The sequence below is a fragment of the Streptomyces sp. NPDC055025 genome, assembly GCF_053608565.1.
The window spans coordinates 1-13217 of the sequence record NZ_JBSGVS010000076.1 but is presented as its reverse complement, the minus strand read 5'-3'; the positions used below and the strand labels follow the sequence as shown (position 1 = coordinate 13217).

Here is a 13217-nt window from a genome sequence, read left to right as displayed (position 1 = left end):
TTTTGCTGGATAATGACCAAGAGAGAGGGGATATCCGAAAAGAGGCGATCGTTCATGTTCGAAGCCGAGGACATCCGGGAGTGGCGGGGCCACGATGTGGTCGACGCCGACAAGAAGAAGATCGGCTCGCTGGAAGCCGTCTATGTCGACACCGCGACCGACGCTCCGTCGTTCGCCACCGTCACGGTCGGACTGCCCACCAGAAGGCGTCTGGTCTTCGTCCCGCTGGGCGACGCCACGGTCGGTCCCGGCTATCTGAAGGTCACCTGGGACAGAAACCTCGCCAAGGAGGCTCCCTCCATCGACACCGACGGAGAGCTGCTCGCCCAGGACGAGCCACAGGTCTTCTCGCACTACGGGCTGCCCTACGCGACCGGTGCCGCGGGTGAGCGCCGGCTCGCCCGCCGCTGAAGCGGACCGGGACCGACCGGGAGACCCGGCCCGGAGACCGGTCGGCCCGATGGACGGCGCGGGCCCTGCCCGAGGGACAGGGCCCGGCCGGCGGACAGGGCCTCAGACGAGGTTCTTCTCCAGGTTCGCCAGATAGGCGGGCATGAAGTGGTCGCGGATGCCGTCGGAGGCGGGCGCGAACAGATCGGCCATACGGCCCGTCACCCGGTCCCTGAGGACATCGACGAACGGCAGCCGGTCATGGATCGTCCCGTGCGAGTCGAAGTACTTGACGGTGTCCACATGGGTGAAGAGCGGCGCCGGCGGGACCTGCGGAACGATGTCGTTGTTGTTGACGAAACGGTACGTACGGTCCTTCAGGGCGGTGTTGTACGCGGCGGCGAGCAGCCGGTCACAAGTGCGGGGCTGGCCGTAGGTGTAGATGCCGTCGGCCAGGATCCGCGGCTCCTCGAAGTACAGCCGGGTGCCGGCGAGCATGGCGAGCGCGCCGCCGAGGCTGTGGCCGGTGAACCACACGGTCTGGCCACCGGTGCGGAACTCCTCGATGGCGTCGCGGACATCCGGGTAGACGGACGCGAGCGCCTGGTGGAAGCCGTGGTGGACGAAACCCTTGTTCCCCGGTCCCGGTACGGGCGGGGTGTTGCCGTCGGTCAGCCAGTCGCGGATCTCCTGGGGGGTCGTTCCGCGGAACGCGGTGATGATCATCCGGTCACTGGCCGCGGTGTACGCCTGAGTGTCCTCCAGGGGGAACGGCATCTGGTGCCGTGACTCGAAGTGCCGGAACCGGTCGAACCCCCATTCGGCCAGGGCGGCTCGGGCGATGTCCTGGTCGCGGTAGGCGAGCTCCGAGGCCTTGGCCAGCCAGTAGGCGTGCGACAGTTGGTAACCGGTCGCGTGATGGTCGAGCGGGGCGAGGGGCACGAAAACCTCCGGTCATATACGGGCATTCAGTGTCAAGTCTGATGATTCGCCAATTTCAGACTCTTCACAGAATCGCGTTCACCCGCGCGGGCGGCGCGCGGAAGCACTCGCACCCCATCCCGAAGAGGCGGCGGGACCGGTGGACCTCGGCGTTCCGGGTGCGCCACGGCGCCGCGGAACCCTCCGGCGCAAGCCGTACGGCCCGTACCGCGCACCCGTGGGCGTCGCGGCCGGGCGCCGACCCCGATCGCGGGGAGACGGTTTTCAGCCGTCATACTCCTCGCCGCACTCCGCCCGTGCCGCACCCGGGCGGGTCGGCCACGATGCCCCACGCGCACGACAGGGCGCGACAGGGCGCGATCCCGCTCTTCGGTGGATGGCCGAAATGGGTCGACCACTCCCCCAATTGGTCTGGACCACATGGCTGGGTGCCCGCTAGGGTCCCTGCCAGCCGACACCCCGTCACGAGCCCTCCCCCGACCGGCCTCACCTGTCCCGCTCCCCCCGTCGGCTCCGCACCGAGGACCGAAGTGCCGTGATTGATATCGTTGTCGTACTCCGGGCCGAGGACGCCGTCCTCGACTTCCTGTCCGTACTCACCGACGACCACGGCGGTGAGACCCGGGTGATCCTCGGTGACCGCGCCGAGATACTGACCCTCCCCGCGGGAACGGACACGGCCGAGCGGCTCACGCTGCTCGCGTCCCATGTCCGACCCGTGACCGACGGCATCGCCGCACCGGGCCCGGAGGTCCTCGCAGGTCTCCTCTCCCGGGCCGGAGCCTGGCACGGTGGCCACGACGGCCAGGAGGGCCAGGAGGGGCCGGGCGCGCACGACGGCCAGAACCGGGAGACCGTCCGCGTATGGACACACTCTCCGGCGGACAACCGGCGCAGCCGCGGACGGCTCGGCCGTGACACCGCCCTCGCCCACACCGGCCGGCCGGGGAACGGCGGCGCCGACGCCGCCGACGGCGGACCCGAACTGCGCCATGCCGTCGGCTACTCGCCGTATCTCCAGTTCCTCAGCGATCTCGACCGTCCGATGACCCGGCGTCTGATCGCCGCGAAGCTCGACTTCGTCAACGGCTCGTGCGGACATCTGCTGGCCGAGCGGGACCCCGACCATGTCGTACAGACACCGCGCGTCCCCGCCGTCGAGCGCTTCTTCGACGCGGATCCCGTCGAACGTGAACGGCTCTACGCCCTGCTGGCCAGCCTGGACGACGAGGCCGCGTCTGTCGTGGATCCCTGGGAGTTCGGCAGTTCGCCGTACGAGGAACAGCGGCTGGACGCCACCGCGGCCTGGGTACGGGAGGGCCGCGCCGGCGTCGAGGGCCCCCTGGTGGAGGTGGGCGCCTGTGAGGGCGCGCTGACCCGCCGGCTCGCCGCGGCGGGCTTCACCGTACGGGCCACCGAGCCCAACTCCACGTTCAGGGACCGGCTGGCCACCGCGTTCGCCGGCTCGGAAGCGGTCACCGTGGACGGCGCCGATCTGGCCGAACTGGCCAAGGAGGACGGTCCGCCCCGCGCCGCGGCCCATCTGCTGATCGAGATGCTCTACTACGGCCAGGATCTCGGTCTGCTCGACGGACTCGCCACGGACCGTGTGTTCGTCGCCCTCGAACCCGAGGCGCTCGCCTCCCGGCTGCGGCCCTGGCTCGAACGCTCCACGGTCTGGCGGGCGGACGGGGAGACCGTGCTCGTCCCCCCGCGGCTGGAGACCGTCTGCGCGGGACGCGCCTATCTGAGCAAGCGCGGCAGCGTGGGTCTGCTGCTGCGGCGCACGGCCGGCTGACCTCCCGGGGGAGCGGATATGTACGACCGGCTCGTCGGTCTCGGCTACCACTGCGAATCCACCTATCAGATCCGCCGGATCACCGGCGACGACCGCGCGCACTTCTTCGACTGGCTCGATCTCGACTTCGAGTCCGTCGTGGAGACCATCGCCACCGACTTCGCCAACGTCCTGCGGCCCGGCATGGTCGAACCGTTCAGCGACGGACTCTGCGCGCTGGACCGCGGCTCCGACATCCGGTTCTTCCACGACTTCCACCCCGCCTCGGGCAGCACGCTCAGCAGTCAGGACATCCACGGCCAACTCGGCTCCGTCCGGGCCAAGTTCGCCGCGCTCGCCGACCGCTGGCGCACGCTCGCGGGATCCCCCGCGCGCGTGCTGTACATACACAACGACGCCTTCGACGAACTCGCCGCGGCCGATCTGCGCCGACTGCGGCTGAGCATCGCGACGGCGCACCCCGGGCACCGCTTCGATCTGCTCTGGCTGCGCCGTACCCCGCCCCCGGACGCGGACACGCTCGGCCCCGGGATCGGCTGGGGGACCGTGGCCGCCGCTCCCGGGCGGTGGCAGGGCGACGACGCCCAGTGGGACACCGCCCTCCGCGGCGTACGGTTCGCCGGCGGTCCGCGGCCGGCGGCTCGGCACCAGCTCAGCACCATGACCGACAGGAGCACTCCCGTATGACCACGCCCCGGCCGACACCGGCTCCGCCCGCCACCGTGATCCTCTCCCCGCACTTCGACGACGCCGTGCTGTCCCTCGCGGGACTGATCCCGGCGCTGGGCTCCCCGGTCACCGTCGTCACCGTCCACGGGGGCGCGCCCTCCCCCGGCCATGACGTCTCGTGGTGGGACAGCACCTGCGGTTTCTCCTCGGCGGGCGAGGCGCATCACGCGCGGCGGGCGGAGGACGCGCGCGCCTGTGCGCTGCTCGGTGCCGCGTGTGTCCCACTGGCGCATCCGGACGGCCCGTACCAGGACGGGGGTGTGCTCCACGAGGTCGACTCGTACCTCACGGCCCTCGCCCCCGAGACCCGGGTGCTGATTCCGCTGAGCACCAATCAGCCCGATCACGCGAAGGTGCGCGACCGCGCCCTGCACATCCTCGCGGGCCTCGGCAGACCGCTTCCCCTCGTCTACGCCGATCTGCCGTACACCGGTCATCTGCCGGAGTGGGGCACCCCGGAAACGGAGGCCGCGCTCGCCAAGGACGTCGACTACGGAGTGGCCTACCAGGAGCTCGACAGCCGTTTCGGGCTCCGGGTCGCGTACGAACTGAACCTCTCCGACGAGCAGTGGGCGGCCAAACGCGCGGCGGTGCAGTGCTACGCGTCGCAGCTCGCGCCGCTCGCCGTCGACCACGGCAGTGTGCTGGCGCGCGGGGGCCCGCTGCGCGCCGAGCGCGTCTGGGCGCTGGAGGAGCGCGGATGACGAAGGGCACCCATCCGGGGGCCCTGGACAGAGCGTGGCGCCCGCCGGGGTAGTAGACGACATATGACCCGAAAGCGTCCCGGTGCGGCAGAACCCCGGCACCGGCTGGAGCGCGTGTACAGCAGGATCATCACATCGCCCGCCGGGCTCGCCTGGAGCCGCGGCCGTGAGATGGAGCTGATGCACCGGGCCATGAGCTTCGCCGCGCTCGGCTTTCTGACGCTGGTGCCCCTGCTGGTCCTGGTAGCCGCGGCCGACCCCGCGAGCGGCCAGGGCTTCGCCCGCTGGCTGGGGCAGGGGCTCGGGGTGTCGCCGTCCTCGCAGGAGCAGATCCAGGAGCTCTTCGGCAGGCCGGGGCAGGCTCTACAGCGTACGACGGCGTTCGGTCTGGCCGCGCTGGCCGCGTTCGGGCTGACCTTCGGCTCGGCCGTGCAGACCGGTTACGAGAAGGTCTGGGAGCTGCCGATGGCCCGCTGGCACACCATGTGGCGCCATGTCGTCTGGCTCGCGGTCCTGGTCTTCTTCCTGCTCGTCTTCGTCAACACGCCCGTCACATCCGAGTCCGTCATCGAGCTGACCGTCTCCACCGTGGGCGATGTGGTCGGGACGTTCCTCTTCTTCTGGTGGTCGCAGCGCTTCCTGCTCGCGGGCCGGGTCCGCTGGCGCGCCCTCATCCCCGGCGCCATCGCGACCGCCGTGGGACTGCTCGGTCTCCGCGTGTTCTCCCGGGTGGTCTTCTCGCCCCTGATCGCCGCGAACGCCGTCACCTACGGTCCGTTCGGCACGGTGCTGGTGCTCCAGTCGTGGCTCGTCGGGGTCGGCTTCGTCGTCTACGGCGGCGCGCTGGTGGGACGGCTCTACCACGAGCACCGCACACACCTGCGGCTCCAGCGCGAGATCGAGGCCGACCAGATCTGATCCGCCGGTCCGGTGGCTCCGCCCTCGGCGACCGGACCGAGGGCCCCGCACCGCCGGCAGGGACGACCGTGCGGTCTTCCGCCGCACCTTGCACCGCACCTTCCGCCGCGTCTTGCGCCGCGCCGGTTCGCGGAGGGGCGTGCCGTGTGGGGACGGCACGCCCCGGCTCATGACCGTCAGAGGTCGAACTCACCCGGCGCGATACCGACGGCGAAACAGGCCTCGCGGACGACCGCTCGCTCGGTCTCGTCGAAGTCGCCGTCCGCGCCGCCGATGACGATGCCGATCTGGATGACCGCGCGCGCCTCGGTGGGCTTCTTGGCGACCTTGGCAATGGTCTGGAGGACGCCGACCTTGCCGAACTCGAAGTCGAGCGTGAGCTTCTGGCAGTAGTCCTCGAACCGCGCCCGGAGGTCGTCGGCGGCGAAGTTCTGGAGCACCTCGTTGGTCATGATCAGCGAGGCGACGCGCTGCCGCTCGGACGGGTCGATGGAGCCGTCCGCGGCGGCGACCAGCGCGCACATGGCCATGCTCGCGTCGCGGAAGGCTCCGCTCTTGAGGTCGTTCTTCTTCGCGTTGAGCTGCGTCTGCATCGACGAAGCGGAATCCTTGATGCGGTCCCACAGGGCCACGGGAACTCTCCTGGGAGTATGTCGGTCACTCATGGTGGTGGTCGGGCGGTCGGGCATGGTGGTGGTCGGGGCTCTACGAAAGGTACGGGGCGGACACACAGGGAGGGGACGGGCACACCGGACACCCCGGGCGGACCCTCCGGTCCAGGCGGCACACCGTAAATCTACAACACTGTAGAAGTTGACAGCCCCGGGGGACGGCGCCGAAGGCCGCCCGGCGGCAGCCACCCGGGTCTCTCCAGGCGGCAACCACCCGGATCTCTCTACACGTCTGTAGAGAAAGTAGAGTGCACGAATCGCACAGGGCGAGGACCGGCATGGCCGGCGGGTCGGCAGGGCCCGGCCGGACGGGGCCGGTACGGGGGACGGAGGAACGGTGTGGACACGGAATCCAGGGAACGGCGCGGCCCCGGCGGCGGCGGGAACCGGCGCGCCGGGCATGGCGCACGCCGCACCAGACTGACCCGGCGCGGCCGGATAGCCGTCTGGTCGGGCGGGATCCTCGCCGTCGGGCTGATAGCCGTGGCGGGCGCCGCGACCTGGGCCTACCAGGACCTCAACGGCAATATCCACTCCGCCGACGTCGACAACAAGGTCGGCGGCGGGCGCCCGGTCAACACGAGTCCCGGCTCCAGGAACATACTGGTCGTCGGCTCCGACTCACGGGCCGGCGGCAACGCGAAGTACGGCAGCGACCTCACCACCATGCAGTCGGACACACTGATGGTCCTGCATCTGGCCGCGGACCGGAAATGGGCCACGGTGGTCTCGCTCCCCCGTGACTCCTGGGTGGCCATACCGGCGTGCGACCGGGGCGACGGCAGCCGGTCCGCACCCCACCACTTCAAGATCAACGAGGCGTTCGCCATCGGCGGCACGGACGGGGAGATCGCCGGCGCCGCCGCCTGCACCATCAAGACCGTGGAGCAGAACACCGGGCTGCGTATCGACCACTTCATGTCGGTCGACTTCCAGGGCTTCAAGGGCATGGTCAACGCGCTGGACGGCATCGAGGTCTGTCCCGGGACGGCGATCCATGACACCAAGGCCCATCTCGATCTGGAGGCCGGCTGCCAGACCGTCAAGGACGAGAAGGCCCTCGGCTACGTACGGACGCGCTACAGCGTCGGGGAGGGCTCCGACCTGGGGCGCATCGGCCGGCAGCAGGAGTTCATGGAGGCCCTGGCCGCCAAGGCCCAGACAAAACTGACCAGCCCGAACGCGCTGTACGGATTCCTGGACTCCGCCACCAGGTCGCTGACCACGGACAAGGCCCTGGCGGGGATCAAGCCGCTCTCCGCTCTCGCCTCCGAGATCAAGGGCATCCCCGGTGACCGGCTGACCTTTCTGACCGTGCCGAACTATGTGCGCGAGCTCGATGTGCCGACCGACAAGGCCAATGTGGTCTGGCAGTATCCGCAGGCCGCCGAGTTGTTCACCGCCCTGGCGAAGGACGAGGAGGTCGACAAGGAGCGGCTCGCGGCCGACTCCAAGGAGCCGGTCTACGCCCATGCCGTACAGGTCCAGGTCCTCAACGGCACCGGCACCCCGGGGCGGGCCGCGAAGGCGGCGGACGCCCTGCGCACGGCCGGATTCACCGTCACGGGCATCGGCAACGCGCCCGAGCCCGTGAAGCGGACCACGGTCACTCATCCGCCGGGCCTGCGGGCACCGGCCGAGGTCCTCGCCTCACGGCTGCCGGGAGGCACCGCGCGCGAGGACCCACAGGGCGCCCCGGGGGTGGTGACACTGACCGTGGGCCCGGACTTCGATGCCGTGAGATGACCACCGCGCCGGCCTGTGCCGATCATCACATATGACAGCTTTGCGATTCCTTTACCATGGGAGGACGGGGTGCCCACCCTGTCCCCACCACCTGATCCGAGAAGGAGCTGCGGTCCCGCAATGGGTGAGCCTCCCAGTACGAGCCGTGTCATCCCCGTCCCGACGAGCCGAGGGGCGGAGGTGGCACGGTGACCGAAGTACTTCTGCTGTTCCTCGCTCTCGCGCTCACCCTCGCCTGTGCGGTGTTCGTCGCGGCCGAGTTCTCCCTGACCACCGTCGAGCGCGGCGAGCTGGAACGTGCCGTCGCGGCGGGTGAGCGCGGCGCCGCCGGCGCGCTGGCGGCGGCCAAGCGGCTGACGTTCCAGCTCTCCGGCGCCCAGCTCGGCATCACGGTGACCTCCCTGGTCATCGGGATGCTCGCGGAGCCGTCCCTCGCCGTGCTGCTGCGTGGCCCGCTGGCGGCCACGGGGCTGCCGCCGGGCGGTGTCTCCACCGTCGCCACCCTGCTGGGGGTCGCCCTGTCCACGGTGGTGCTGATGGTCATCGGTGAGCTGGTGCCCAAGAACTGGGCGATCTCCAGCCCGCTGGCCGTCGCCAAGGTGGTGGCGGGACCGCAGCGCGCCTTCACCACGGCCTTCGGCCCGCTGATCCGGCATCTCAACAACACCGCCAACCGGCTCGTACGGCGGTTCGGACTGGAGCCCGCGGAAGAGCTGGCCTCCGCCCGTACTCCCGAGGAGCTGGTCGCCCTGGCGCGGCACTCCGCGCGGGAAGGCGCGATAGAGGCGGACTCGGCCGAGCTGTTCGTACGGACCCTGCATCTCGCGGAGCTGACCGCGGAGAACGTGATGACACCCCGGGTGGATGTCCGGGCCCTGGAGGCCCGTGCCACGGCGGGTGACGCCGCGCGGCTGACCCTGGCCACCGGTCTGTCCCGCTTCCCCGTCTACCGCGACAGCCTGGACGAGGTCATCGGCACCGTGCATATCCGGGATGTGCTCGCACTGGACGAGGCCCGGCGTGACCACACCCCCGTCACCGAGCTGGCCACCAGCCCGCTGCTCGTCCCCGACTCGCTCCCGGTCGACCGGCTGCTGCGGCGGCTGCGGGAGGCGAGGACGATGGCCGTGGTGATCGACGAGTACGGCGGCACCGCCGGTGTCGCCACCGTGGAGGACATCGTCGAGGAGGTCGTCGGAGAGGTACGGGACGAGCACGACCCGGACGAGACCCCCGATCTGCTTCCGAAGGAGCCGACCACGGACGGCCGCCGGGTCTGGGAGGCGGACGGCGGAGTCCGGCTCGACCAGCTCGCGGAGATCGGCTTCGACGCGCCGGACGGCCCCTACGAGACACTCGCGGGCCTGCTCGCGACCCGGCTGGAGCGGCTGCCCGTCGTCGCCGACACCCTCGGGATCGACGGCTGGCGGTTCGACGTCCTGCGCATAGAACACCGACGTGCCGACCGGGTGCGGATCACCGCGTCCGTCCCGGCCGAGGACCCCATGGAGAACGCCCGATGACCGTTCTGCAGCTCGCCGTCGGCGTGTTCACCCTCTTCACCAACGCGTTCTTCGTCGGTGCGGAGTTCGCCCTCATCTCCGTACGGCGCAGCCAGATCGAGCCCCTGGCGGTCAAGGGCGGCCGCCGTGCGAAGACCACCCTGTGGGGACTTGAGCATCTGTCGGCGGCCATGGCCACCGCGCAGCTCGGTATCACCATCTCCTCGCTGGTGCTGGGCGCCGTCGCCGAGCCGGCGATCGCGCATCTGCTGGAGCCGCCGTTCGAGACGATCGGTGTGCCCGAGGCGCTGATCCATCCGATCGCCTTCGTGATCGCGCTGGCCCTGGCGACCTATCTGCACATGCTGATCGGCGAAATGGTGCCGAAGAACATCGCGCTGGCGGCGCCCGCGCCGACCGCGCTCGCGCTGGCGCCCGGCCTGGTGGCGCTGACCCGTGCGCTGCGTCCGGTGATCTTCGGGATCAACGCGTTCGCCAACGCCATCCTGCGGCTGCTGAAGGTGGAGCCCAAGGACGAGGTGGCCTCGGTCTTCACCGACGACGAACTCGCCCGGCTGGTCAAGGACTCCAGCGAGGCGGGGCTGCTCGATCCGGCGGACGGGGAGAGACTGCGGGACGCCCTGGAGCTGGGCACGCGCCCGGCGGGCGAGGTGATGGTCCCGCTCGGCAGGACCGTCACCGTCGACCACACGATCACACCACAGGAGTTGGAGCGTGCCGCCGCGTCCTCGGGCTTCTCCCGGCTGCCGGTGACAGGACCCGACGACACGATCCTCGGCTATCTGCACATCAAGGACGCGCTCGGCGCCGACGAGCGCACCCGGCCCTTTCCCCTCGGTGCGCTGCACACCGTGATCCGGGTCGAGATCGACACCCCGCTGGACGACACCATGACGGCCATGCGCGCCGCCGGGACACATCTCGCCGCCGTGACCGGCGACAAGGGAACCGTCATCGGCTTTGTCACCATGGAGGACGTCCTGGACGAACTGGTCGGCCCCGCCGCCGGCTCGGCCGCCACACGGTAGGCGCGCGTCACCGGTCGAAGCGGCCGGTGCCCGACCGGCCGGTGCCCCGCCTCGGGGCGCCGGCCGCTTCGGTGATCAGGGCCGCTTCAGCGATCAGGACCGATCGGGGCCGATGGGGATCGGTCGGGGCCGCTCGGGCTCGACCGGGCTCGACCGGGAATGTTCAGGGCTTGCGTGCCACTCCGACGTAGCAGGCCGCTTCCTTCAGCGTGACGTTCCCCGCGTGCTCGTCGGGGTCCGGGCGCCACTCGTGCGACGGCGTGATCCCGGGGTCGAGCAGCTCCCAGCCGCTGAAGAAACGGGCGATCTCCTCGCGGCTGCGCGCCTGTCCTGGGTTGCCCGACGCACGGTAGGCGGCCGTCAGCCGGGCTATGCCCTCGGGGTCGAACTCGGCCGTGACATGGGCGATCGCGAGCGTACTGCCCGACGGCAGCGCGTCCTTGAGCACTTCGACGATGCCATGGGCGCCGTGATCGTCGGTCACGAAGTGGAGCAGCGCGTTGAGGCTCAGCGCGATGGGCTGGGTGAAGTCCAGCGTCGACCGGATCTCCTCGGCGGCCAACAGGGCTTCCGGCGCGGTGACATCGGCATGGGCGTACGCCGTGCGTCCGGCGGGGTGGCTGTGGAGCAGCGCGCGGGCGTGGGCCAGCACGATGGGGTCGTTGTCCGTATAGACCACATGCGCCGTCGGGTCCTCGCGCTGGGCCACCTCATGGAGATTCGGCGACGTGGGAATGCCCGTGCCGATGTCGAGGAACTGACGCATGCCGTTCCGGGCGAGGAAGCGTACGGACCGGTTCATGAAGCGCCGGTTGATACGGGCGGTCGCCAGGATGGAGGGGAAGGCCGTCATGGCACGGGCCGCGGCCTCGCGGTCGGCGGGGAAGTTGGTCGTACCGCCCAGGTAGTAGTCGTACATCCGTGCAGAGTGTGCCCGGTCCAGCTCCAGATCCACCGCACTGTTGTCCCCCACCGTCGCGACCCCTTGCTCTCGTTGCCGGTTGACAGTCAGTGGCTGCCCGCCACCGCATACGGACAACCGTACGAGATATAGCAACTCCGCTTACCGGCGGGCCTGGTGGGAGAGAAGAAACCAAGTGGGCCAAGTACCCTGACTCCAAGGCCAAGTAATCATATGATGACTATCAGCGAAAAGACCCAGAGGTGTTCCGTACAGTGAGGGCATCCTTCCGGTCGGCTGACCAGTGAGAGAGGACCACACCTCTCGCGCCGACGTCCTCTGCCCTGGAGCGGCGCGGTGTCCAGGGAACGGGGCGTCCGTGCACGTCGATCCAGAGATTGCCGAACGGCCGCGGCGGCGGTTGGCGTTGACGTTCGACGCCTTCGACACGCACCACCACACACTCTGGCTGCGCTATGCCCACACCCAGGTCGGCGGCAGGGCCGCCGCCGAGCAGGTGGTGGACGCGGCCTGCGCACGGCTGCTCGACCATTGGCAGTATGTCCTTTCCAGGGAATCGGTACCCCAGTACGCCTGGGCCGTCCTGAAGGAGGAGGTGGCCCGTTGGCTGGACGAACACGGCGCCCCCGAGCCCCTGTTGGCCGACACCGCCGCCTTCCACGCCGCGATCCGCAAACTGCTCCTGCCCGACACGGGCGATCAGTTCGCCGTGCTGGAAGGGGAGATCGGTCTGTACACGGCGATCTCACGCCTTCCGGAGCGGCAGTACGATGTCGTGGTGCTGCGCCATGTCCTCCAGGTCCCGGACGAGGAGGTCGCCGAGTACATGGGCATCGAGATCGCCACGGTCCGCTCCCATGTGCGGCACGCCAGACGGCGGCTGGCCAAGGAACTGGACTTACGGGAGACCGAGACGGAGAACATGGACCGTGCACCGCGCCGATGAACCGGCGTCCAGCCCCGTAGAGGTGCTGCTGGAGAACGCCGAAGTACTCACCGACACCTACGACGACTACGACACGGAGGCGGCCCGTGCCCGGGTCACCGCCCGGTGCGCGACGGAGCAGCAGCCGGTGTGCCCCACGGGCGCGGGCCCACCCCCCCGGCACCACCCCTCCGCCCATGAACAGGCCGCCCAGGACCTCAATCTCGCCGTGGCCCTGATCCTCAACGCCCCCGAGGCGGCGGCCAGTCTGACCCGGCTGGTCGACCACGACCAGATCGATCCCGAGGGCGCCGTCGTCTTCGCGGCCCTGCTGCATCTGACCGGCCACCGGGACGCGGCACAGTTCTGGTGGCAGTTCGCGGCCGGCGGCGGCAGCAGGACCGCGGCCTTCTGTCTCTTCCTCGCCCATCAGCAGCGGGCCGAGTTCAGGGACGCGGCGTACTGGCGAGGTCAGTCGCGCGGGCTGCCCCGGCCCGGCCGGCGGCCGACGGCACCGCCCACGCTCTCCTCGCTGCTGCCCGAGACGGTCGGACACGATCTGCTCAGCCAGTGCCACCGTGGCCGCCATCCCAAGCTGCCGGCGCCGCTGGAAGCCGTCATCAACCGCCTCCGTGTCGACAGCGCGGACGAGGACTTCGGCGAAGTGCCCCAGCCGGACGTCAGCCTGACCCACGATCTGACCCGCGGCCCCGCCCGCGGCACCGCCCGTCGCGCCCATGGCCGCGCGCCCGGCACGGGATAGCGCGCCCGGCACGGGACATCCCGCGACACCGTCAGGCGAATGGCCCCCTGGGGCGGTCGGGGGCGGGCGCGGGCCCCGCGCCCCGCCCCCCCCGCCCCGGCCGGGGGGTGGCATATAGATGGCCAGGCCCGGCCCCCCCGGCGGGGGTACCCCCCCCC

At 70.4% G+C, this 13217-nt stretch carries 13 protein-coding genes; 10 read left to right on the top strand and 3 right to left on the bottom strand.

Annotated features, from left to right (window positions below; genetic code table 11):
* The first annotated feature begins 54 nt into the window (after positions 1 to 54).
* On the top strand, positions 55 to 411 hold the full coding sequence (locus ACWGDX_RS33835) for a PRC-barrel domain-containing protein (RefSeq protein ID WP_066956511.1): 357 nt from the start codon (positions 55 to 57) through the stop codon (positions 409 to 411).
* Positions 412 to 513: 102 nt separating this feature from the next.
* Here the strand turns inward: ACWGDX_RS33835 and ACWGDX_RS33830 are convergent, their stop codons facing one another.
* Positions 514 to 1332 (bottom strand): lipase family protein, encoded by an 819-nt coding sequence (locus tag ACWGDX_RS33830; protein WP_453631850.1) that lies wholly within the window; start codon positions 1330 to 1332, stop codon positions 514 to 516.
* A 535-nt stretch (positions 1333 to 1867) separates the two neighbouring features.
* Between ACWGDX_RS33830 and ACWGDX_RS33825 the strand changes: the two genes are divergently transcribed.
* The 4 genes from ACWGDX_RS33825 (at position 1868) to ACWGDX_RS33810 (ending at position 5481) form a co-directional block, all read left to right on the top strand.
* Positions 1868 to 3130 (top strand): hypothetical protein, encoded by a 1263-nt coding sequence (locus tag ACWGDX_RS33825; RefSeq protein WP_453631848.1) that lies wholly within the window; start codon positions 1868 to 1870, stop codon positions 3128 to 3130.
* An 18-nt stretch (positions 3131 to 3148) separates the two neighbouring features.
* Entirely contained in the window at positions 3149 to 3817 is a 669-nt protein-coding gene (locus tag ACWGDX_RS33820; protein ID WP_453631846.1) for a papain-like cysteine peptidase, read from the top strand.
* Complete coding sequence (locus ACWGDX_RS33815) at positions 3814 to 4563, top strand: PIG-L deacetylase family protein (protein WP_453631844.1); 750 nt, start codon at positions 3814 to 3816, stop codon at positions 4561 to 4563. Before ACWGDX_RS33820 ends, ACWGDX_RS33815 begins: the two co-directional genes overlap by 4 nt.
* A 63-nt stretch (positions 4564 to 4626) precedes the next feature.
* Positions 4627 to 5481, top strand: a complete 855-nt coding sequence (locus ACWGDX_RS33810) for a YhjD/YihY/BrkB family envelope integrity protein (protein ID WP_453631842.1) — start codon at positions 4627 to 4629, stop codon at positions 5479 to 5481.
* A gap of 176 nt (positions 5482 to 5657) precedes the next feature.
* Here the strand turns inward: ACWGDX_RS33810 and ACWGDX_RS33805 are convergent, their stop codons facing one another.
* Entirely contained in the window at positions 5658 to 6113 is a 456-nt protein-coding gene (locus ACWGDX_RS33805) for a tellurite resistance TerB family protein (RefSeq protein WP_363085337.1), read from the bottom strand.
* Between the two features lie 378 nt (positions 6114 to 6491).
* Here ACWGDX_RS33805 and ACWGDX_RS33800 point away from each other — a divergent pair, with 378 nt between their 5' ends.
* The 3 genes from ACWGDX_RS33800 (at position 6492) to ACWGDX_RS33790 (ending at position 10449) form a co-directional block, all read left to right on the top strand.
* On the top strand, positions 6492 to 7898 hold the full coding sequence (locus ACWGDX_RS33800; protein WP_453631840.1) for an LCP family protein: 1407 nt from the start codon (positions 6492 to 6494) through the stop codon (positions 7896 to 7898).
* A gap of 188 nt (positions 7899 to 8086) precedes the next feature.
* Positions 8087 to 9421 (top strand): hemolysin family protein, encoded by a 1335-nt coding sequence (locus ACWGDX_RS33795; RefSeq protein ID WP_453631838.1) that lies wholly within the window; start codon positions 8087 to 8089, stop codon positions 9419 to 9421.
* Entirely contained in the window at positions 9418 to 10449 is a 1032-nt protein-coding gene (locus ACWGDX_RS33790; RefSeq protein ID WP_453631836.1) for a hemolysin family protein, read from the top strand. The genes ACWGDX_RS33795 and ACWGDX_RS33790 overlap by 4 nt, the downstream gene beginning before the upstream one ends.
* Positions 10450 to 10612: 163 nt before the next feature.
* Here the strand turns inward: ACWGDX_RS33790 and ACWGDX_RS33785 are convergent, their stop codons facing one another.
* Positions 10613 to 11422 (bottom strand): SAM-dependent methyltransferase, encoded by an 810-nt coding sequence (locus ACWGDX_RS33785; protein ID WP_453631834.1) that lies wholly within the window; start codon positions 11420 to 11422, stop codon positions 10613 to 10615.
* A 307-nt stretch (positions 11423 to 11729) separates the two neighbouring features.
* On the opposite strand from ACWGDX_RS33785, the gene ACWGDX_RS33780 reads away from it, so the two are divergent.
* Together ACWGDX_RS33780 and ACWGDX_RS33775 are read left to right on the top strand one after the other, a co-directional pair.
* The gene (locus ACWGDX_RS33780; protein ID WP_382860745.1) at positions 11730 to 12317 is read left to right on the top strand and encodes an RNA polymerase sigma factor; all 588 of its coding nucleotides are present in this window, start codon (positions 11730 to 11732) and stop codon (positions 12315 to 12317) included.
* Positions 12301 to 13059, top strand: a complete 759-nt coding sequence (locus tag ACWGDX_RS33775) for a hypothetical protein (protein ID WP_453631832.1) — start codon at positions 12301 to 12303, stop codon at positions 13057 to 13059. Before ACWGDX_RS33780 ends, ACWGDX_RS33775 begins: the two co-directional genes overlap by 17 nt.
* Positions 13060 to 13217: the final 158 nt, after the last annotated feature.

What these genes read in the sequence shown, in the direction of transcription:
- ACWGDX_RS33815 (WP_453631844.1), top strand. Translation starts at nt 3,814, where the DNA reads ATGACCACGCCCCGGCCGACACCGGCTCCGCCCGCCACCGTGATCCTC.
- ACWGDX_RS33820 (WP_453631846.1), top strand. Translation starts at nt 3,149, where the DNA reads ATGTACGACCGGCTCGTCGGTCTCGGCTACCACTGCGAATCCACCTAT.
- ACWGDX_RS33810 (WP_453631842.1), top strand. Translation starts at nt 4,627, where the DNA reads ATGACCCGAAAGCGTCCCGGTGCGGCAGAACCCCGGCACCGGCTGGAG.
- ACWGDX_RS33790 (WP_453631836.1), top strand. Translation starts at nt 9,418, where the DNA reads ATGACCGTTCTGCAGCTCGCCGTCGGCGTGTTCACCCTCTTCACCAAC.
- ACWGDX_RS33835 (WP_066956511.1), top strand. Translation starts at nt 55, where the DNA reads ATGTTCGAAGCCGAGGACATCCGGGAGTGGCGGGGCCACGATGTGGTC.